This is a genomic window from Pseudomonas sp. MWU13-2100 (assembly GCF_023242365.1).
GTDB lineage: Bacteria > Pseudomonadota > Gammaproteobacteria > Pseudomonadales > Pseudomonadaceae > Aquipseudomonas.
This window is the reverse complement of the sequence record NZ_JALLIX010000010.1, coordinates 1-21,180: the sequence shown is the minus strand read 5'-3', so window position 1 is coordinate 21,180 and position 21,180 is coordinate 1. Positions and strand designations below refer to the sequence as shown.

Here is a 21,180-nt window from a genome sequence, read left to right as displayed (position 1 = left end):
GTGAAACACTCCTTGCGGTCATTTACCGCGATTGACCGCCTGAGGATCACCCAGCGGACGATATTCGTTGTCGTTGAACTTGTAGTTGCTGGTACAGGCGCTTACACCCAGCACCAAAGCCAATACCAGCACGGCTGCGTGCCAAGGACGGACAGGCATCAGGGGTTCTCCATTGGGGCAGTTTGAAATAGGTTCATGGCGCCGAGGTGCCTTCCTGAAACTCGCTGAGGTCGACGCTCAGGCGGCCCAAGCGGTACAGCAATGTGCGGCGCGGCAACCCGAGTTGCCGGGCGGCAAGGGTCTGGTTACCGCCATTACGGCGCAGGCAGCTCAATACGTAGGCGCGCTCGACCCGCTCCATGTAGTCGCGCAGGTAAAGCGTGCTGTCTTCGGGATGAGCCTCGACATTCAACGAGAAATGTTCCGGCAGTAATTCAGGCCCCTCACACAGCAATACGGCGCGTTCGACCAGACCCTTGAGTTCGCGGACGTTGCCGGGAAAGGCATATCCGCTCAAATGAGCCAGCGCGGTCTCGGACCAGCCCAACGGTTCACGGCCAATGAAGACGCATGCCTTGGCCGCAAAGTACCGAGCCAACTCAAGGATGTCGGCATCACGCTGGCGCAGCGGCGGCAGCTCGATGGGGAACTGGGCCAGCCGGTAATACAAGTCTTCGCGGAACTTGCCCTCCGCCACCAGGCTCAGCAAGTCGCGGTGCGTGGCAGCAATGATGCGCACGTCAATTTTGTGCGTGTCGTTGGAGCCCAGCGGGCGGATTTCACCCTCCTGCAACACCCGCAACAACTTGGCCTGCAACGACAAGGGCATGTCGCCGATCTCATCGAGCAACAAGGTGCCGCCTTCGGCAGCGTCAAACAGGCCCTTGCGGTCACGATCGGCACCGGTGAAAGCACCTTTGCAGTAACCGAACAGCTCGCTTTCCAGCAGGCTTTCCGGGAACGCGGCGCAATTTTGCACGATGAATTTCTTCGATCGCCGCGGGCCACATTCGTGCAGCGCGCGGGCGACCACTTCCTTGCCGGTGCCGGTCTCTCCGGTCAACAAGATGGTGTAGGGACTGTGCAGGACCTTGCCGATCAGTTGGTAAGTGCTGCGCATGGCGGCGCTTTTGCCGATCAATCCGTAGCCGCTGGCACAACTGGCGGCCACCGCCTTCACGGCAAGCGATTGAGTGGGGCTGCGCAACCGCTGCAAGAGTGCAAGCTGCGCCAACACGAAACGCCCGAGTTGCCCCAACGACTCAGCGAAGACCTTCAGCTCAAGCAACCGCACACTGGCGCAGATCAAAACCCCCTCCACCACGCCGAGGGCATTGACCAATGGCACACTTAACAAGGTGCGCCACTGACCAGCGCTTGGCGGCAGAAAGCTGGTTTGGTAGAGACCACTGCCCAGTTCTTCCAGGCACAGCACCCGGTTCTGGCACAGGCTGAACTGCAGCAATTCATCGGTGTGGTAATCGGCTGAAACACCAATGCTCTGCCGGGATTGCATCACCCCCTCAAAGCACTCGGCACTCAGGCCAAGCTGACTGTGGCCGGCATCAAGCAAATAGACCTGGGCCAGCTCACTGCCGGTTAGCTGGCCGACGGCGAACGCGAACTCTTCCAGCAGGCGCGCATCGTCAGCCATTCTGGAAAGACTGGCGAATGTGCCCAACAACGTTTCGGCATACGCCAACGGCTGGGGAACCTCCGTGAACATCACACCCACCTCACGCAAACTCACAGATCACGCCGCCATCACTGTCGAGCGTGGCATGGACATGCTTGAGGTTCTCGTCAGTGACCATCGCCTCCAGTAGACGGTCAGCAATCAACGGCAACAGGTGCGAATCGATCAGATGGTCGATCAGACGTGCCCCGCTGTCGCTTTGCGTGCAACGCTCTGCCAAGTGATCAACCAGGGCTTGGCAATGGCTGAACGCCAACTGTCGCCGTGACAGGCGCTCACCCAGCCGTCCGAGCTTGATCTCGATCAGTTCGCGCAGCACAGCACCACCGACCGGGTAATACGGGACTACGCGCATGCGCGCCAGCAATGCTGGCTTGAAGTGCTTGCTGAGGGCCGGGCGAATGGCTTGCTCCAGCGCTTCGGCGGTGGGCCGTTGGCCCTCCTCGCACATCGCGCTGATGCGGTCGCTGGCAAGGTTTGAAGTCATCAGGATCAGCGTATTGCGAAAATCTATCTCGCGCCCTTCGCCGTCGTTGGCCACCCCCTTGTCAAAGATCTGATAGAACAGATTGAGGACGTCCGGGTCGGCCTTTTCGACTTCATCGAGCAGTACCACCGAGTACGGCTTCTGCCGCACCGCCTCCGTCAGCATGCCGCCTTCACCATAACCGACATAGCCTGGCGGGGCGCCGATCAGCCGCGATACCGTGTGTTTTTCCTGAAACTCAGACATGTTGATGGTCGTCACGAAGCGATCGCCACCATAGAGCAGGTCAGCCAGGGCCAGCGCCGTTTCGGTTTTACCCACACCGCTGGGACCGACCAGCAAGAACACCCCCACGGGCGCATCCGGCTTGTTAAGCCCGGCAGCCGTGGCACGCATCGAGCGATCCAACGCGTGTATCGCCTGTTCCTGGCCACGAATGCGCAAGCGCAAGTCGGCGGCAAAGCTGGCAATTTTGGCGTTGTGCTCACGCGCCAACTGGGTCAGCGGCACGCCGGTCCAGGCGCTGATGACTTCCGCGACCAGGCGCGGGCAGACTTCAAAGCTCACCAGGCGCCCCTGCTGCTGGGCCTGGGTCAAGGACGCATGAGTCTGGTGCAGTTGCGCCTCCAGCGCGGCGATATCGACACCTTCGACAGGCTCGCCTCCTCGTGCGGCAGCCAGTTGCTGACGCAGGTCCAACAACGTTTCGGCCAGGGTTTTCTGCTCGGCCCAGCGCTGTTCCAGAACACCTTGCTCTTGGGCCGCCTGCTCCAGGCGCGCTTCAAGTAACCGCAGCGCCGGCAGATCGACCGCAAGTCCGGCCTCGGCGTCGCGGCGCAGCGCCTGGCGCTGGCGTTCACCCTCGGCGAGTTCGGCACGCAGGCACTCAAGGCTTTCCGGCGCCGCGGCAAGGCTGATGCGTACCCGTGCACAAGCGGTATCGAGCACATCGACCGCCTTGTCCGGCAATTGCCGGCCTGCCAGATAACGCGCGGACAGCTCGGCCGCCGCGACCACGGCGTCATCGCGCAAGTAAATCCCGTGGCTCTGTTCATAGACCTGGGCCAGACCACGCAGAATGGTCACCGCCTCGCTGACCGTCGGCTCATGCAGCTGAACCGGCTGGAAGCGCCGAGCCAGCGCCGGGTCTTTTTCAAAGTATTTTTTGTACTCGCTCCATGTGGTCGCCGCGATGGTGCGCAACTCGCCGCGGGCCAACGCAGGTTTGAGCAAGTTGGCGGCATCAGAACCACCGGCCTGGCCGCCGGCGCCGATCAGCGTGTGGGCTTCGTCGATAAACAGAATGATCGGTTTGGGCGAGGCCTTGACTTCATCAATCACGCCTTTGAGGCGGCGCTCGAACTCACCTTTGACGCTGGCGCCAGCCTGCAAAAGTCCCATGTCCAGGGACAACAACTCGACCCCCTTGAGCACCTGCGGCACTTCACCGGCGGCGATGCGCGAGGCCAGGCCTTCGACGATGGCGGTCTTGCCGACACCGGCCTCGCCCACCACGATAGGGTTGTTCTTGCGGCGACGGGCAAGGATATCGATCATCTGACGAATGGCCGAATCGCGGCAGAGCACAGGGTCGAGTTTGCCGTCTCGGGCTTGTTGGGTCAGGTTGTGGGTGAATTTTCCCAGCAGCGACTCACCGCCAGGGGCGGCCTTGCCGTTTTCAGGCTCGGGTTTGTGTGCCAAGGCGAATTCACGCAACCGATCACCATTGAGCCTGGCCAGCAGGGACTGGTAGTGGCTGCCGGCATAGCGCATGGGGTTGCGCAGCAGCGCCAGAATCAGCGCAGCCTGCTCGACCTGGCTCTGGCCAAGTTCCAGGTTGGCCACCAGCAGGGCATCCTGCAGCCATTGCACCAGCTCGGGAGCAAACACCGGATTGCGCGAAGCGCTGTGTTCGGGACGTGGCTGCAGTGCCGCAGCCAGTTCGCTGGCCTCGATATCGGCGTCCAGCAGCGCCTTGGCAAGCAACCCTTCAGGGCGTTCCAACAAAGCCAGCAACAGGTCTTCGACCAGGATCTTGCTGCCACCGCGGGCAACGCAGCGTTGCGCCGAACCCTCCAGATCACGTCGGGTTTCGCTGTCCAGGGCCTTGATCAGCTGTTGCAGGTCTACGTTAATCATTGTCATCTGTCCTTAATGAATTCTGCTGCCCAGGGTCACAACTCCCTCGGCACGCTCATGTCCAAGCCAACTGGTCCAGCCAAGCCGACATACGTTGCTTTCGCCGATACGCAGCTCGCGAATCTCTTCCTGCTTGAGCACCAGCCTCAGGTCGTAATCGAGCGGGTCGCGCAAGGTAAAACGCACCAGTGCGCACAACGGCTGATAACCCGGGCCGATAGGCAGGAACTCATGGAAACGCTCCCAGGTCAGTTGCCGGACATGAATACGAAATTTGCCGCCACGGTCACGAACCCGCTCCCCCAGTACCAGGTCCTCGCCCAGTAGGCTGTTAGCCTTGCCGAGGCGATTGAGCTGCTCCTCAAGGATCTCCACCCGGCGCTCGACACATTGCTCGATCACCAACTCTTCGTGCTTGAAGTAATAACGCAGCACCGACTCGATCAGCGCAGCCGAGTGCGCACGCAAGCTCAGCAACCCCAGATACGGCAACAGTCGCTTCCAGTTCAGCTCTTCGGCGCGACGGATCTCTTCGCCCCCCAAGCCAATCAGCGCAAACAACTGCTCGGAAAACGGGTCCTCGGCACCGCTCTCGAACCGCGCGCTATACCGGTACTTGCGCCAGATCGGCAGCATCAAACGCTGTAGCCGGTGGTGGAACAGATCGAGAAACTGGCGCGTCGGATTGCCGTCTTGGCTATCCCCCAGTGCCTGCTCACCGTAAAACGCCGGCAGCGGCGAACTGGAGCCGAACAGGCCTAGCAGGTTGAAGCGCAGGCGCGCTCGCAGCTCTCCGTGCTCTTCAAAAAACTGCACACGGTCTACATCACTGCCAGGGAAACCAAGGCTTGGATTCGCCTCGAATTCGACCTGGTCATACAACTGCTCTTCCGTCAGGTCCGGATACACATCGCGCAACCGATCGACCACCAGCAACACCGCCTGAAACAGCGAGTATTCGCGTATTACCCGGGTCAGCCTGCTTAAAGCAGGGGCTGCAGCCCCATACGTGGTGTCCATTGGTACACCTCTCCCTGTGTGCTTTTGACCCTCAATTCGTGGAACGAGTTGAGGCTGGCGTAGAGCGCGAAAAATTCATTCAGCACCGAGGCAAAAACGAACAGATCGCCTTCCCCGACATAGCCTTCCGGATCGATGGTCAGTTCAGTGCGCAGACCGCGTAACGGCAGGCCTTTATGCAAGCGGTCGATAGGCTGGTGGCGTATCCCCTTCAGCCCGCCGAGCAGGCGCTTGCTGACCTTCTCCGCATGCTGGTCGTAATAACGTGGCAGGTCGTAGGTTTCGAGAATGACCTTGAGCGCCTCGACGTTGGCCAGCGACAGGTAGTTCAGCGACATGTTGCTGATCAGCTTCCACAGAAAATCGCGGTTGATCGGTGGCGCATAGCTGGGCGTCGCCGCCGTGATGTTGCGGAACTTGAGAAACTCCGGCGTGCCTTCGGACACCAGGCAGATATCACCCTCGCGCAAGCGCAGCGGCAGGTTCTGATTGGTGCAGGTCAGCTCGATGGAGAGCGTTTCGTGTTCTTCGACGTGGCGCATGCCGAAGCTCAGGTAAGTGTCCATGCCCTCGTGCAACAACGAGCTGCGTTGGCGAACGCTGAAATGCGGACGGGCCGTGGGAACATCGAAACTGGCGTCGTGCTCGAACGACTCGAACGGCACATAGGGGCGGTTGCCCACACCACCGGGAAGCCAGCCGGTCACCGACTCAACCGCAAACACCCCGCAATTTTGCAGGTCGTATTCGGCAGGCAGCAGCAGGTATTCATCCTGTTTGCCGTCCAGGCGAATGGGCAAGGCATCGTGCTTGAACAGATTGACGATAGGCGTGCAGTACAGCTTCACGTTCTCCAGGCTGGGGCGCAGGCGCTGTATGCCGCTTTTCCGGATATTGAAGCGCAACTCGACACCGCGGACCCGTTTCTGGGTGTCTTCAGGCAGTTGCTTGAGCACCTCCAGCCCGACCACATCGACAAACAGGAACTTGTCCTGGAAGGCGAAGTATTCCTGCAAATAACGGTAGCCCCGAAAGGTATTGAGCGGGTACGGAATCAGCGCCTCCTCTTCAGCGAACCCCACCGGGCTGACCTTGTCGGCACCGAGCTTGAAGGTGATGTCGCACTCGTTGGCGTCCTGGAGTGCCTTGCCGTTGGCATCCACCGGCACCACCTCGATGCCTTCCAGGTTACGCAGCAGACACAGATAGAGCATCTGGCTGATGTAGCGTTCACCGGCCAGGTGCAAGCGCAGGCGCTTGAGTTCCAGCTCAGCCAGGAAGCCGTCGCAACTCATCTCGGTACGCAGGCTCAGCACCGCACCGTCGCCCTTGACCGCGTAGTTCAGCGCCTTCAGGTCCAGCGGCAGCACATCGGTGTCGTAGCAGGTACGGAAACGGCAACGCACGCCGTCGAATGGTTTACTTTCTACTGCGGTCTCGCGAGGGACGAGCAATGCCGGACCGGCCTCGGCCAGCGGTTCGAATTGCAGGATGCTGAACGAAGGCAATGGCCGCATGTAATTGGGCCAGAGCAGATGCATCAACGAGTGAGTCAGTTCAGGCAACTCGTCATCGAGCTTCTGGCGCAGGCGCCCGGTCAGGAAGGCGAAGCCTTCGAGCAAGCGCTCCACGTCCGGGTCCCGCCCACTCTGGCTGAGGAATGGCGCCAGCGCCGGACTACGCTCAGCGAAACGCCGGCCGAGTTGGCGCAGTGCGGTGAGTTCGCTTTGGTAGTAGTGGTTGAAGGACACGCAACTTACCTCTAAATGGAGAGCTCTCGGAGCTGAAAAACTTTCCTGATATCCCGACTAGGCAGGATCCGGATTGAGGAAAACAGTCCCCAAGCAATGCAATATTGGAATACACATCGGCCCAACAAAGCGTGAGACGCGATAAAGAACCGAATCACCAAACCGCCCGAACAAGCCCGTCACGGCCAAATAGCCGCTGCTGAGAGGGCGGCCCCATTGAAACGCCTTAGTGAACCTTCACGTTGCCACTGCCATCCAGGTTGGCGGTGAACTTGACCTGCCGCTTGATGCCCTCCACTTCCAGCACCCCTTCGATCGCGAAGGTCAGCCTGAGGTGGTCCTTGTCACGCGGCATGGAAACGACTTGCACCTTGGAAAGGCGAGGCTCATAGGCCTCAATGAACTTGCGTATTGCATCGCGAGCCTGGGTCAAAGAGTCGTGCAAGCTCAGGCGCATGTCGTTGAGATCGGGTAGCCCGTAATCGGGCAGCGTCTGCACGCTGCCCGCACGGGTGCTGAGCATTTTTGCCAGATGGGCGGCCACCGATGCCATGGCACTGGCCTCCCGGGGAAGCCCCTTGCGGCTGGCGGCGTCGCCATTGAGACGCTCGAAAAGGCTGCCGTATCCCATCATGACTCAGCTCCTGCTTACTCTTTATCCAGCTTGCCAACCAACGACAGGGTGAAGTCGGCGCCCATGTACTTGAAGTGCGGACGCACGTTCAGGCTCACGCGGTACCAGCCTGGCTCGCCTTCCACATCGCTGACGGCAATCTGCGCCGCGCGCAGCGGACGACGACCACGGACTTCGGCGCTTGGGTTTTCCTGGTCGGCGACGTACTGGCGAATCCACTTGTTGAGCTCGGCTTCAAGATCGGTGCGCTCTTTCCACGAACCCAGTTGCTCACGCTGCAAGACCTTGAGGTAATGCGCCAGGCGGTTGACGATCATCATGTACGGCAGCTGGGTGCCCAGCTTGTAGTTCAGCTCGGCGGCCTTGCCCTCTTCGCTGATACCGAAGGTCTTGGGCTTCTGCACCGAGTTGGCGGAGAAAAACGCCGCGTTGTCGCTGCCTTTGCGCATGGTCAGCGAGATGAAACCTTCCTCGGCCAATTCATACTCGCGGCGGTCCGATACCAGTACCTCGGTAGGAATCTTGGTTTCGATTTCGCCCATGCTCTGGAAGTGATGCAGCGGCAGATCTTCAACGGCGCCACCGCTCTGCGGGCCGATGATGTTCGGGCACCAGCGGAATTTGGCGAAGCTGTCCGTCAACTTGGTACCGAACGCGTACGCGGTGTTGCCCCACAGATAGTGCTCGTGGCTGTTGGCGACGTTTTCCTTGTAGACGAAGGTCTTGACCGGGTTGTCTTCCGGATCGTAGGGGTTGCGCAGCAGAAAGCGCGGTACCGTCAGGCCGACGTAGCGCGAGTCTTCCGCCTGGCGGAAGCTCTGCCACTTGGCGAACTGCGGGCCTTCGAAATGATCCTTCAGGTCCTTGAGGTCCGGCAAACCGGTGAAACTTTCCAGCCCGAAGAATTTCGGCCCGGCAGCGGCGATAAATGGCGCATGGGACATGCACGCAACGCTGGAGACGTACTGCATCAGCTTGACGTCTGGCGCGCTGGGCGACATGAAGTAGTTGGCAATGATCGCGCCGACTGGCTGACCACCAAACTGGCCGTACTCGGCGGTGTAGATATGCTTGTACAGGCCCGCCTGCATGACTTCCGGCGAGTCTTCAAAATCATCCAGCAGATCCTGCTTGGAAGCATTGAGCACTTCGATCTTGATGTTTTCACGGAAGTTGGTCCTGTCGACCAGCAGCTGCAGGCCGCGCCACGAGGACTCCAGGGCCTGGAATTCGCTGTGGTGAAGGATCTCGTCCATCTGGCGGCTAAGCTTGGCATCGATCTCGGCGATCATGCGGTCGACCAAGGCCTTCTTGACGGGCTCGCCCTGGTTCTGCGGTTTCAGCAGCTCTTCGATGAACGCCGAAACACCGCGCTTGGCGATGTTGTACGCCTCGTCATCGGGGGTCAGTTTGGTCTCGGCAATGATCTGATCGAGAATTCCGAATTCTGCAATGTCACTGCTGTGTTGCTGTGCGGCACTGGTGCTCATGTGTTGGCATCCTTATCAATTGGAAACTTAGGCGTCCTGCTGGCTGGCTTGCATACCCAGCTCACCCAGTACACGGCCACGCGCTTGATCGTCAGCCAATACGCCTTCGATTGCCTTGCGGAAGGCAGGGGCGTTGCCCAATGGCCCTTTCAACGCCACCAAAGCGTCACGTAGTTCCATCAATTTCTTCAGTTCAGGGATCTGCTCGACCAGGTTGGCGGGGCTGAAGTCCTTCATGGAGTCAACATTAATGCTGACCGCCAATTCGTCGGCTTCACCCTCCTCCTGAAGACGATTCGGGACGCTGATGGTCAAGTTCAGATTCTGCTTGGCCAGCACATCATCGAAATTATTCTTGTCGATGCTGATGGGCTTGCGATCTTCGACCTTGCGCTCATCGGCCTGCTGGGTGAAGTCGCCGAGCACCAACAACTTCAGCGGCAGTTCGATCTCTTCCTGAGCGTTGCCCAGTGCAGGTTTGAAGGTAACGTTGATCCGTTCCTTGGGGGCTACCGAGCCTTCTTTGGCCATGGTCTTTCTCCTTTGCGGTTATGGCCCGAAGGCCTATTCGAGTACAACTTCGAGGTCGAGGTGACACAGCCTGCGATAAATTTCGTCCTTGCGTTCGCGCACCGCGTGGTTCTGCGGCAACAGCTCGCAACAGTTGTGCAGCAGGTGCAGAACCGCCAGCGCGAGATCGGGCTCCCAGGCATGAATGCCGGAATGCTGGAGTTGCTGATCGAGTGTTTCGAGTTGGGTGCGGGCCAGGTCGTACTTCTTGGCCTGGTGGCACAGGCGGGCCAGACTGAAATGCCAAAAAAAGCGTTCGCGGCCGCCTTGGGCGCTTTGCAATCCTTGCTTGAGCACCTGAACCGCCGACTTCAGGCCGTCCTTGCGCAAAATCGGCTGTACATCATCCAGCGCTTGCTCCCACGCCAGTCGACTGTCGCCGGACTCGACTTTGCGTGGCGCCGCAGGTGCCTGCAGGTGGGGCATCACATGGGTGCTGATCCAGCCACGGGTTGCCGGATCGGCAAACGGCAGACCGTCATGAAAACGCAGCTCGACGATACCCGGCAGTCGTTGCAGGAACAGGGCGAAATGGATTTCCACTTCACGCATCGCTGTGTCCGCATTCAACGCCTGCAGGCATTCCCAGACAATACGCTGGCCATCAAACCAGAATGGCGAGCGCGCGAGGCTGGCCTCCAGGTCAACCAACAGATCAGCATATTTCCCGGCGTCAAAGCGCTCACGATAACTGTTGAGCTTGTCCACCGGCACTCCCCGCAGGGCCGTAACCTGCTCGGCGTTACGCTCGGGCATGGCGTCGATCGGGAGCCATAGCAAGGTTCGATTAAGGCGCAGCGCTCTCGCATCGGTAGCTTTCTGACGCAGCCACCAGGCACACAGCGGCCGAGCGCTTTCCTGCTGCGCACGCAGGGCCTTATGGGCATCCTTTTCGTTGTCGACGGGCGAGCCCGGGGTCAGCAGCTGGGTCGCCGCCTGCTTGACCTGCGCGACCACCGCGCCGACGCTGCCAGGCTCTGGCTGGCCATCGGCGGCCCGCTGAACCATGGATGCCAAACGCCGGCGCATGGGCAGGATCAGCGGCGCATCGTCGCCCAAGCTGGCCGTGAAGTGCTCATCGAGCGCCTCCAGGTGGGCAACCATGGCGCGGAACAAAGGCAATTGATCCTTGACCGGAACGTCTTCCGAAAGCACCGGTTCCAGGCGCGGGATCAGCCAAACGATTGCACCGGCGCGGGTTCTGGATTTGGCCGGGTGCAGTTCGCTCCAATGGTGCTCGCACAGATAGCGCATCAGCCCCAGACCGGCGACCAAACCAACAAAGGACTCCTGCTGATACAAGGCCCATATCAGCCAGGTGGCGATGCGCAAATCCTTGGATTCGCTGCGCAGCAACGCTTCGCAGCCGTCCTTGACCTTCAGCCAATCGGTTCGCCCCGCGTCATGCATCGAGGCGCCTTTATTGAGCTCTGTTTCAAGCGCTTCAAACTCTGTAGAGAAGCGCACATCCGCGCCCGCAAAAGCAGTTGCCGAAACAGGCACTTTTGCGAGGTCGAGATAATGAGCGCAGAGCTTGCTTGAATATGTCATCCGTGACCTTAAATGAATCATTGCCTGACTTGCCTGATGATATTCCCAGGCATTAAAACAATGACGAAACAACTATTGCGTACTCATCCCTGATGTAGTACGTGCCGCTCCAGATTGCAGCAGGCGCGGATCCTAAATGAGACTAGTGGCGTGATGCAAGCATTTTGACATTAAACTTTTTTCAAATTAGCAATGCACCTTCACACGACCAACCGGGATAAGGCTCCGTTTTCAGGCCGAAACAACGAAACATGGAACTATCGTCCTAGAGGCCTGGAGCAGAACTGAGATAGCACTACGGCATCACCCATGATGCTCGAGTGATATCTTTTTGATATCACTCAGCAGTAGCTTTACCGGCTATGCCTTTCTCACGCTATCGATTTTTCCAACACGCACTACCTGGCATTTGAATATAAACTCGTAGTTACCCAGAACCATCCATTCATTCATTCGGCGACACTGGAACTCGCAGGAAAGACAGCGCCAGAACTGCCCCTCCTCATCAATCCAGCACATTGGCCGAGTTGACCGATACGACAACTAAGGCATATCGCCACTATGCGCAAGTTCTTGCGCACCTCCTTTCCGAAAAACACTCTTTGAACCGCTGAAAACCATGCCATACAGGGCTTGCATCCAAGTGCGCAACTTCTTGCGCAGTGCTGCGCAACTTCTTGCGCAATCACGGGGGCAAAACCACTGCCGCCCCCCCGCCTCCGGATCGAAAACAGTGCCGAAAGCCCCGCGTTTACTGGGCGCTATCTTTTCTGGCGCGCTTTTTGAAATAGCTCTTGCGCTCCGGACACTCAAACCCGTCCAGGATTCGACATTCAACCCCCGCAAGGAGAGCTTTCATGCCAACACCCGCCTACCTGACCCTCCAGGGCACCAAGCAAGGTCTGATCACTGCCGGCACCTTCACCGAAGACTCGGTCGGCAACATCTACCAGGAAGGTCACGAAGACGAGATCCTGGTTCAGGCCTTCGATCACCAGGTCATCATCCCGCGCGATCCGCAGTCCGGCCAGCCTACCGGCCAGCGCGTGCACAAGCCGCTGAAAATCACCAAGGTCTTCGACAAGTCCTCGCCGCTGATCTTCACCGCGCTGACCACCGGTGAGCGCCTGACCGAATGCACCCTGAAGTGGTTCCGCACTTCGGCATCCGGCACCCAGGAGCACTACTTCACCATCAAGCTGGAAGACGCAATCATCGTTGACGTTCAGTCCAACATGGCTAACTGCCAGGACCCGAACATGTCGCACTTCACCCACCTGGAAGACGTCTACTTCACCTACCGCAAAATCACCTGGACTCACGAAGTCTCGGGGACTTCCGGTTCCGATGACTGGCGTACCCCTGTCGCCGCCTAAGCGCGCGTGACGGTTTGACCCCCTCGGCCAGAACGCTCTGGCCGAGGGTGTTTGTGCCCCCCTGACCGAGAGGAACAATGGATGTTCGCGCTGGCCAATCAGCCCACCTTTACACTGACTATCGAAGGCTTCGATAGCGACCTTCGGGTGCTGGAGTTCACCGGCCAGGAAGCGCTCAACCAACCCTTCGAGTTCCACCTTGAGCTGATCAGCGAAAATGCCGCGCTGGCGCTCGACAGCCTGCTGCACAAGCCCGCCTTCCTGATGTTCTCACCGACCGGCAGCGGCGTCCACGGCATGATCCAGCGTGTCGCCCAAGGCGATTCCGGCAAGCGCTTTACTCGCTACCACGTCACCTTGCGTCCGCAACTGGCCAACCTGGCCCAGAGCTTCAACCAACGTATTTTCCAGAACCTGACGGTCGACAAGATCATCGCCCAGGTCCTGCAAGCGCACGGCATATTGGCCGATGCCTACCAATTCCAGCTGAGCGCGGTATACCCCGAGCGGGTCTATTGCGTTCAGTACGACGAGTCCGATCTGCACTTCATCCAGCGCCTGTGCGAAGAGGAAGGGCTGAGCTACCACTTCCAGCACAGCTGCGACGGGCACTTGCTGGTGTTCGGCGACGACCAGACGGTGTTCCCCAAGCTCGACCCGTCCAGCTACCAGCAGGACTCCGGGCAGGTCGCCGACAACCCGGTGATCAAGCGCTTCAATGTGCGCCTGGAAACCCGTACCACACGCACCACGCGGCGAGACTACGACTTCGAACAACCGCGGTTGGACCTGGAAGCGGCGACCAAGAGCGAGTTCGCCCCCGATCTGGAAGACTATGACTATCCAGGGCGTTTCAACGACCGCACTCGCGGTAAGCTGCTCGCCGGCCGCGCGCTGGAGCGCCACCGTGCGGACTACCGGCAGGCCGAAGGCCGCAGCGATGTCGCGCGCCTGGTCAGCGGACACTTCCTCCCCATGGCCGACCACCCGCAAGCCAAATGGAATGACCTGTGGCTGCTGACTGAAGTGCGCCACCACGGCAAACAACCGCAGGTGCTGGAAGAGTCGGTACCCAGCGACACCACCGATAACAAAGACGATTTCCACCAGGGTTATCGCAACCAGTTCAAGGGCACGCCCTGGGACGTGTTCTACCGCCCTGCCCTGCGCCATCCCAAACCACGCATCCTGGGCAGTCAGAGCGCCGTGGTCACCGGCCCTGCGGGTGAGGAAATTCACTGCGATCAATACGGCCGTGTGAAGGTGCAGTTCTTCTGGGACCGCGATGGTCAGAACAACGACCAGACCAGTTGCTGGCTGCGTCTGTCCTCGGCCTGGGCCGGCGCCCGTTACGGTGGCATCGCCATCCCGCGCATGGGCATGGAGGTGCTGGTCAGCTTCCTGGAAGGCGACCCCGACCAGCCGCTGGTGACCGGTTGCCTGTACCACAAGGAAAACCTCACGCCCTACAACCTGCCGGCGAACAAGACCCGCAGCGTCTTCAAGACCCTGAGCAGTCCCGGTGGCGGCGGCTTCAACGAGCTGCGCATAGAGGACAAGAAAGGCCAGGAACAGATCTTCATCCACGCCCAGCGTGACTGGGACGAGCGCATCGAGCACGACCAGAAAATCCGCGTCGGTCATGAACGTCACGACACAGTCGAGGCCAACAGCTACAGCGAGTTCAAGGCCGAAGAACACTTCACCGTCGACCTGGACCGCAAGGTCGAAGCCCGCGTCGACGATCACCTGAGCGTCGGCCAGACCCTGCACCTGAAAATCGGTGTCGGCCAGTTCACCGAGGCCGGCCAGGAAATCCACCTCAGCAGCGGCCAGAAAATCGTTCTGGAAGCCGGCGCCGAACTGACCCTCAAGGCCGGCGGCAGTTTCATCAAGGTCGACGGCAGCGGCGTGGTACTGAGCGGCGCAACGATCAAGATGAACCAGGGCGGCAGCGCCGGGGTGGGCACGCCGATCGCGGCGTTGTTGCCGGGGTTGCTCAAGCAGGCCGCTGCCGCCGTGGCCGGCGCGCTGCTGAGCCCGGCACAGATCAACACGATGAAGCGCAATGCGCCGTTCTGCGAGGAGTGTGAGAAGTGCAAGGACGGTGCCTGTGCCATCTGATTCATTGAGCACCAAGCAATGGCTGGAACAGCACCCGCCAGCCCCTGACGAATACCTCTATGTGGTCCTGAGCAATGCCAGCGACGCAAACCCGCTGGCCCGCTATTACCAGATCGCCACGCCCACCGCGCCAATTCCGATCTGGAGCGATACGCCCTACGCGGGCTGGAAAGAGGTGATGCCCTACGTCGATCAGTTGGCGGCGGACAGCCCGCTGCTGGACTGGATTGACAGTTGCGAGGAGCAGGACTGGGGTTGGCTGGCCGTGTCGCGCTGTCCGCCTGAAGTGGTTGCCGAGCACCTGCGCGGCCTGACCCAGGTGATCATGCCTGATCGGACGGAGGTGTTTTTCCGCTTCTGGGATGGGCGCCATCTGTTGCCGATCCTGAGTTATCTGGGCGGCGCCAGTGCAGAGGTGCTGCCGGTGTTCGAGCGGTACTGGATCAATGGCTACGGCGTGACCAGCAGTGGCGGTGTTGCGCGGGATGCGCAGCCGTATCCCTGGTGGGAGGTGCCGCAGGCGTTGCTGGATCAGTTGAGCCAGGAGGATCCGTCGACCCTGGTGGAAAACTTGCTGCAGTGGCTACGCGAAGACCACTCGGCGCTGTACTTCGCCCTGCCGCCAACCAACCTTCGACTCAAGATCGAGCATTTTGTAAAGCGTGCCGCTGCCCCGCAAGAAACGCTTAGTACGCGTGTCAGAGCCTATCTGGAACAGGAAGTCCTGCAATGAACCTCAACCCCATCATGGCCGTCTTTGATGCTTACGTACTAAGCGCCACACCCCCTGATGCCGACAAAATGCTGGCCGACTTCCAGGCCAACAGCCTGACCCATTACAAAGAACTGGCTGACGGTTTCCTGACCGGCTGGGCAATGGATATCGACCAGGAAATCCGCGTCAGTGACGAGGTCAGCACGCTCAGCAAAAAAGACGCCAACAAGAGCGACAGAAAAATCGAGACCTATGCCACCTGCCCGGTCAACGGCAAGCTGACATTGCTGCATCGGTTCGACTCTTCGACCTTCGTGCCCATTGGCAATACCCCCTACTTGATGGAACCGGTGAACACCGGTTCAGGTACTGGAGAATCGTTCAAAGGCCGCCTGGACAAACTGGGCATGGCGCAAATCCAGGGCTGTATTCCCGACCAGCAGTATCGCCTCACCTTCCATCCGCAGGTCGGCCAATCAGAACTAGACGCCTTGTATGGCTCTTACGACGGCATCGTCGCCAGCCTGCATGATTGGCTCAGCCAGCAATGGCAAGGCAGCATCGCGCCCAAGTGGAAGACGTTTGCCCCGGTCAGCGACCCCAAGCGCCTGGAACAAGCCAACCAGGCATTGCGCGACGGCATCAAAAAGGCCCTGAAGTCGCTGTGGGAGGACATCAAGAAGGCTTTCTCGATTCTGGCCAACCTGGACGAAAACATGGCCAGGTTGCTGACCATGATCAACGAAGCCGACTTCAAAAAGCTCAAGGCCCAGGCCGACGAGTTGTTGTCCACCGCCCTGACGCTCCTCAGCGATCCGTTGTTGATGTACCTCTACACCATGGCTCTGTTGACCTGGGTGCGGATGTTGCCACCGACCATGGTGGCCGAAGCGATCGGCGAATTCAGCACGGACTTTCTGATCAACTTTATTCTCGGGGTGGTGCTGTCCGGCGGTATTGGCCTGGTGGTACGTGTCACGGTCTCGGGCGGCGCCGCCGGTATCGCAACCGGCACCCGGATGTTCTTGCAGGACGCTGTGCAGGCATTGATCGACGTCAGTACCAGCCACCAGCTCAAACCCCACGCCAAGACCTTGGTGCCCTTGGTTACAGCCTCCGAGTCGGTGGTCAACAGTTCTGCAAAAACCACCAAGCAGATCACCAGTGCCGCGCAAGGCATTGATAAAGTGGCGGCGGATACGCTCGACATTCCCAAAGCGCCGAACAAAAAAATCACCGTCGAAGAGTCCACCCCGGTGGATGATGCGTCCAAACAAGCCAAGACCCGCGACGACAAACCCGCCGACGCTTGCAGCGCCACCTGCACCAACGGCTGCCCCGTTTCGATGGTCACCGGCGAAGAGCTGCTGACCCTCACCGACGGCCAACTCGACGGCCTGCTGCCCTTCGAGTGGACCCGCCTCTACCGTACCTCCGCCGTGGAGACCGAATGCGGCCTGGGTCCCGGCTGGAGCCATGCCCTGGCCCAGCGCGTGACCATCGAAGGGGACACCGTCACCTGGCTGGACCACGAAAACCGCAGCACCGAATTCCCGCTGCCCAGCGTCAAGCGCCCGGCCATCACCAACAGCCTGTCCAAGGCCGCGATCTACCTGGGCGACGATCCCAGCGAATTGATCCTGACCCAGGCCGGTGACCAGGCGCGCTTCTACCATTTCCGTTTCGACCGCCACAGTGCCAGCCTGATCGCCATCAGCGATGCCTACGGCAACCGCCTGCACCTGCAACGTGACATCCTGGGGCGCATCATGCGCGTCGACAACGGCGCCGGTCGTGCCCTGCTGCTGCGCTACGACCGTAGCGTCATCGTCGGCGTCGATTACCAAAGCCATCGTCCGGCCGACACTGCCGAAGCGTCCTGGCAGACCCTGCAAAATCTGGTGACCTACCGCTACGACGAACAGCGTCGCCTGGTTGAAGCCACCAACGCCGTCGGCGAAAGCGAGCTGTACGCCTACGATACCCGGCACGTCATTCAAGTGCGGCAACTGGCCGGCGGCGCCAAGTTTTTCTGGGAATGGGAAGGTCAGGGTAAATCCGCCCGTTGCGTCCACCACTGGGCCAACTTCGCGCAGATGGACGCGCGCTACACCTGGGGCGATGACGGCAGCGTCACCGTACTCAATGCTGACGGCAGCCAGGAAGTCTACGTCCACGACGACAACGCCCGGCTGGTCAAGCAGGTCGACCCGGACGGCGCCACCCACGAAAAGGCCTACGACGAAAAAGGTCGGCTGATTGCGGAAAAAGACCCGCTCGGCGCCGTCACCGAGTACCAGTACAACGACGCGGGTCGCCTGGTCGCGGTGATTCCGACGCAAGACGCGCCCACGGTCTACGAGTACGACAACGGCTTCGTCAGTGCCGTGCAGCGCGGCAAGGCCGAGTGGAAATACGACCGCAACGCCCAGGGCGACATCACCCGCCAGACCGACCCCAGCGGCAATACCAGCGCCTACACCTACGATGCCCGTGGCCGCTTGCTGGACATCCGCCATGCCGACGGCAGCGTGCACCAGTTGACCTGGAACCCTCAAGGTCAGCTCATCGAAGAGCAACTGCCGAACGGCGGCCAGCGTCGCTACCGCTACGACGCGCTGGGCCGGCAAATCACCCGCCAGGACGAAACCGGTGCCGTCACCCAGTACCAATGGAACCCGGTGGGCCGCCTGACCCAAGTGCAACTGCCCGGCGGCGCCACCCGCGCCTTTACCTACAATGCCTACGGCAAACTCACCAGCGAGCGCGACGAACTGGGCCGGCTGACCCGCTATGAGTACGCCGACAACCTGCACCTGGTCAGCCGCCGCCTCAACCCGGACGGCAGTCAGCTCAAGTACCGCTACGACAACGCTCGCCTGTTGCTGACCGATATCGAAAATGAGCGTGGCGAGCAGTACCACCTGGATTACTACGGAAACGGCCTGATCCAGCAGGAAACCGGTTTTGATGGTCGGCGCACGGCGTACGTCTATGACCTCAACGGCCAACTGATCGAAAAGACCGAGTTTGGCGATGATGGCAGCGAGCTGAAGACCGCCTACCAGCGCGACACCGCCGGCCGCCTGCAGGTCAAGACGCTGAGCGATGGTGAGAAGATTCACTACCACTACGACGCGCTGGGCCGCCTGGTCAATGTCGATGACGGTCACTGGCCGCTGGCGTATGAGTACGACCTGCAGGACCGTCTGACCACCGAGCACCAGGGTTGGGCCACCCTGCACTACCGCTACGACGCGCTCGGCCAGCTCAGCCATGCGCGCCTGCCCGACGGCAGCACCCTGGACTATCGCCACCTGGCCGGCGGCGACCTCAGCGCCATCGACCTCAATGGCCAGCGCCTGACCAGCCACCAGTACAGCGCCGGGCGCGAGCAGCAACGTCAGCAAGGGCAACTGCTCAGCCAATACCAGTACGACGAACAGGGCCGCCTCACCGAACACCGCGTCAGCCAGCACCAGCAACGCCTGTTGGCCCGGACTTATGACTACGATGCCAACGGCAACCTGGCGCGCATCAGCGACAGTCGCAAGGGGATGCGCGAGTACCACTACGACCCGCTTGACCGGCTGATCACTGTGCGCGGTGATTTGACCGAAGCCTTCAGCCATGACCCGGCGGGCAACCTGCTCAGCCAGGCCCCGGAGCGCGATGGCAACCGCGTGAACGTGCAGGGCAACCGTCTGCTGATGCAGGGTGATGCGCACTATGACTACGACGCCTACGGCAACCTGATCCGCGAGCGGCGCGGGGCTGGGCAGCGGTTGGTGACCGAGTATGCGTATGACTGCCAGCATCGGTTGGTCGAGGCAAGGCTGCCCAATGGGCAGGTCGCGAAATATCGCTATGACGCCTTTGGGCGGCGGATCGAAAAGACCGTTGAAGGCAAGACCACTGAGTTCATCTGGCAGGGTGAACAGCTGATCGCCGAAGCGGCGGCTGGGCACTATCGCAGCTACGTGTATGAGCCAGGGACGTTTCGGCCACTGGCGATGCTCGACGGTGAAGGTCCGGGCCATGCCCTGCCCTACTACTACCAGCTTGACCATCTGGGCACGCCGCAGGAGCTGACCTCCAGTGCGGGGGCGATCCTCTGGTCCGCACGCTACAAGGCCTACGGTAACGTGGCGAAGCTGGAAGTGGCCGAGATCGACAACCCGTTGCGCTTTCAGGGGCAGTATTTCGACGCGGAAACGAGGCTACACTACAACCGCCATCGCTACTACAATCCGGGGACTGGACGGTTTTTGACGCCAGACCCGATCAAGCTGGCGGGAGGGTTGAACAACTACCGGTATGTGCCTAACCCTACGGGGTGGGTGGATCCGTTGGGGTTGAATGGGGACTGTCCCGGGGGAGCTGCATGCAAACCTCCAAGCGGGGCTGAAGACCCCAAAAACAAGGCACAGGTAAACCAAGGAGAACCTGCAGCCCCCGCACCTGTTACGAACTCCGAAAAAACTATTCGGGTCCGACACTACACCAACAGAAAAGGTTCTACAGGAATTGAGCAGGATGGCGTGATTAGTGCTCAAGACAACAATAGAGTCTATGTAGAACCGGCCAACAAAAAAGCTTTAAACCAACTGACCGCAGAAGAAAAATATCAAATAGGAAGAGGCCGAGGTAGAGACTACATAGAGACGGACGTGCCTGAATCACAATTGGAGTGGGTCAAAAACCCCAGATACGGCACTATGGAACTGACAATCAAGGGAAATCTAAAACTGAACAACCCAACATTTACCAGGAGAAAATAATGCTAGAAGCAAACAAAGAAATTGTAATCCCCGGAGAAGCAGCACTTGAAGCCCTGAAAGAAATAGAGTTCATTCTAATTTCTCTGCACAAGATTGGAAGTTATTATACCGACAAACCGAAAGCAGACTATCAACGAGCAACAACAGACTTCATAGACAACAAAAACATAACACAAAAGCTTGCAAAAGTCCGACGAATACTCAGCGAGCACTTTGATACATCTTTGGGTGATGACGAAATGGATGACATCGAAAGACATATGGAAAATCTTGATTTTTGGAAACCTTAATAAAGGAGTCACTGGCTTATTCTCTAGGCGCTCCGTAGAAGTAAATCTATAATTTTCTCATTACCCTCAAAATCCAGGGCAACCGGCAGCCGGACAAAGTCACTCAATAAATAAGTTCGATCCGAGCGACCTCTACTTTGCAAGAAGCAGAAAAGGAGATACCCATTAGCCGGTCTCAAGCCAAGGTTACAAGCCACCACCTATAAAGCACCATTTACAAAAAACACCCGCTATCTTGCCATCATTTTGTAATCAGAGGACGAAATGCAAAAATCACTTAATGATATGTCTTTCTCGGAACGCCGCCGCGTCCCAATCGGAGCCTTGATTATAGGCCTCCTTGTCTTGCCTCTCGCCATTCAAGCATTTCGCATGGAGACGGTAGGAAAGTTTGCCTATGTGCTACTCCTCTGCTCGCTGTATATGTTTGTTGCGGCCTTCCTCAATCGTAAGGCGGGATCCACGCCACTGATGATCCTCAAGGATGAAGGAGTCTGGTTCTTCAACGCCGATGGCTTGGTGCCCTATACCTCGATAGAGGCGGTTGAAGTTGAAA

The 21,180-nt window shown here is 59.4% G+C and carries 14 protein-coding genes and 1 pseudogene; 6 read left to right on the top strand and 9 right to left on the bottom strand.

Features of this window, described 5'->3' with window-relative positions; translation table 11 throughout:
- Positions 1 to 18: 18 nt before the first annotated feature.
- The 9 genes from M5B99_RS09405 to tssA form a co-directional block, all read right to left on the bottom strand.
- Positions 19 to 159 carry a type VI secretion protein gene (locus M5B99_RS09405; RefSeq protein WP_248803771.1) on the bottom strand — a complete coding sequence of 47 codons (141 nt, stop codon included), beginning with the start codon at positions 157 to 159 and terminating at the stop codon, positions 19 to 21.
- Positions 160 to 193: 34 nt separating this feature from the next.
- Positions 194 to 1,726, bottom strand: a complete 1,533-nt coding sequence (locus M5B99_RS09400; protein WP_248803770.1) for a sigma-54 interaction domain-containing protein — start codon at positions 1,724 to 1,726, stop codon at positions 194 to 196.
- Positions 1,727 to 1,736: 10 nt separating this feature from the next.
- Complete coding sequence (tssH, locus tag M5B99_RS09395; protein WP_248803769.1) at positions 1,737 to 4,328, bottom strand: type VI secretion system ATPase TssH; 2,592 nt, start codon at positions 4,326 to 4,328, stop codon at positions 1,737 to 1,739.
- A gap of 6 nt (positions 4,329 to 4,334) precedes the next feature.
- A complete protein-coding gene (gene tssG / locus M5B99_RS09390; RefSeq protein ID WP_248803768.1) occupies positions 4,335 to 5,342 on the bottom strand; it encodes a type VI secretion system baseplate subunit TssG in 1,008 nt (335 codons plus the stop codon).
- Positions 5,306 to 7,093, bottom strand: a complete 1,788-nt coding sequence (tssF, locus tag M5B99_RS09385; protein ID WP_248803767.1) for a type VI secretion system baseplate subunit TssF — start codon at positions 7,091 to 7,093, stop codon at positions 5,306 to 5,308. The genes tssG and tssF overlap by 37 nt, the downstream gene beginning before the upstream one ends.
- 226 nt (positions 7,094 to 7,319) lie before the next feature.
- Complete coding sequence (gene tssE, locus M5B99_RS09380) at positions 7,320 to 7,727, bottom strand: type VI secretion system baseplate subunit TssE (RefSeq protein ID WP_103495360.1); 408 nt, start codon at positions 7,725 to 7,727, stop codon at positions 7,320 to 7,322.
- Positions 7,728 to 7,741: 14 nt separating this feature from the next.
- Positions 7,742 to 9,217, bottom strand: coding sequence for a type VI secretion system contractile sheath large subunit (gene tssC, locus M5B99_RS09375; RefSeq protein ID WP_248803766.1), 1,476 nt, complete (start codon positions 9,215 to 9,217; stop codon positions 7,742 to 7,744).
- 27 nt (positions 9,218 to 9,244) lie between these two features.
- On the bottom strand, positions 9,245 to 9,748 hold the full coding sequence (gene tssB / locus M5B99_RS09370; protein ID WP_103495358.1) for a type VI secretion system contractile sheath small subunit: 504 nt from the start codon (positions 9,746 to 9,748) through the stop codon (positions 9,245 to 9,247).
- Positions 9,749 to 9,781: 33 nt separating this feature from the next.
- Positions 9,782 to 11,338, bottom strand: coding sequence for a type VI secretion system protein TssA (gene tssA / locus M5B99_RS09365; protein ID WP_248803855.1), 1,557 nt, complete (start codon positions 11,336 to 11,338; stop codon positions 9,782 to 9,784).
- Between the two features lie 857 nt (positions 11,339 to 12,195).
- Here tssA and M5B99_RS09360 point away from each other — a divergent pair.
- The 6 genes and pseudogenes from M5B99_RS09360 to M5B99_RS09335 all read left to right on the top strand — a co-directional run.
- Positions 12,196 to 12,714, top strand: a complete 519-nt coding sequence (locus tag M5B99_RS09360; RefSeq protein WP_248803765.1) for an Hcp family type VI secretion system effector — start codon at positions 12,196 to 12,198, stop codon at positions 12,712 to 12,714.
- Between the two features lie 81 nt (positions 12,715 to 12,795).
- Positions 12,796 to 14,838, top strand: a complete 2,043-nt coding sequence (gene tssI / locus M5B99_RS09355) for a type VI secretion system tip protein TssI/VgrG (RefSeq protein WP_248803764.1) — start codon at positions 12,796 to 12,798, stop codon at positions 14,836 to 14,838.
- Complete coding sequence (locus M5B99_RS09350) at positions 14,828 to 15,571, top strand: DUF4123 domain-containing protein (protein ID WP_248803763.1); 744 nt, start codon at positions 14,828 to 14,830, stop codon at positions 15,569 to 15,571. The genes tssI and M5B99_RS09350 overlap by 11 nt, the downstream gene beginning before the upstream one ends.
- Entirely contained in the window at positions 15,568 to 20,334 is a 4,767-nt protein-coding gene (locus tag M5B99_RS09345; RefSeq protein WP_248803762.1) for an RHS repeat-associated core domain-containing protein, read from the top strand. The genes M5B99_RS09350 and M5B99_RS09345 overlap by 4 nt, the downstream gene beginning before the upstream one ends.
- Entirely contained in the window at positions 20,334 to 20,624 is a 291-nt protein-coding gene (locus tag M5B99_RS09340; RefSeq protein ID WP_248803761.1) for a hypothetical protein, read from the top strand. The genes M5B99_RS09345 and M5B99_RS09340 overlap by 1 nt, the downstream gene beginning before the upstream one ends.
- 264 nt (positions 20,625 to 20,888) lie before the next feature.
- Positions 20,889 to 21,180 (top strand): annotated as a pseudogene (locus tag M5B99_RS09335) (hypothetical protein); the annotation flags it as partial.

Coding starts and splice junctions, on each gene's coding strand:
- M5B99_RS09405 (WP_248803771.1), bottom strand. CDS start 159: ATGCCTGTCCGTCCTTGGCACGCAGCCGTGCTGGTATTGGCTTTGGTG.
- M5B99_RS09400 (WP_248803770.1), bottom strand. CDS start 1,726: ATGTTCACGGAGGTTCCCCAGCCGTTGGCGTATGCCGAAACGTTGTTG.
- tssH (WP_248803769.1), bottom strand. CDS start 4,328: ATGACAATGATTAACGTAGACCTGCAACAGCTGATCAAGGCCCTGGAC.
- tssG (WP_248803768.1), bottom strand. CDS start 5,342: ATGGACACCACGTATGGGGCTGCAGCCCCTGCTTTAAGCAGGCTGACC.
- tssE (WP_103495360.1), bottom strand. CDS start 7,727: ATGATGGGATACGGCAGCCTTTTCGAGCGTCTCAATGGCGACGCCGCC.
- tssC (WP_248803766.1), bottom strand. CDS start 9,217: ATGAGCACCAGTGCCGCACAGCAACACAGCAGTGACATTGCAGAATTC.
- tssB (WP_103495358.1), bottom strand. CDS start 9,748: ATGGCCAAAGAAGGCTCGGTAGCCCCCAAGGAACGGATCAACGTTACC.
- tssA (WP_248803855.1), bottom strand. CDS start 11,338: ATGACATATTCAAGCAAGCTCTGCGCTCATTATCTCGACCTCGCAAAA.
- M5B99_RS09360 (WP_248803765.1), top strand. CDS start 12,196: ATGCCAACACCCGCCTACCTGACCCTCCAGGGCACCAAGCAAGGTCTG.
- tssI (WP_248803764.1), top strand. CDS start 12,796: ATGTTCGCGCTGGCCAATCAGCCCACCTTTACACTGACTATCGAAGGC.
- M5B99_RS09345 (WP_248803762.1), top strand. CDS start 15,568: ATGAACCTCAACCCCATCATGGCCGTCTTTGATGCTTACGTACTAAGC.
- M5B99_RS09340 (WP_248803761.1), top strand. CDS start 20,334: ATGCTAGAAGCAAACAAAGAAATTGTAATCCCCGGAGAAGCAGCACTT.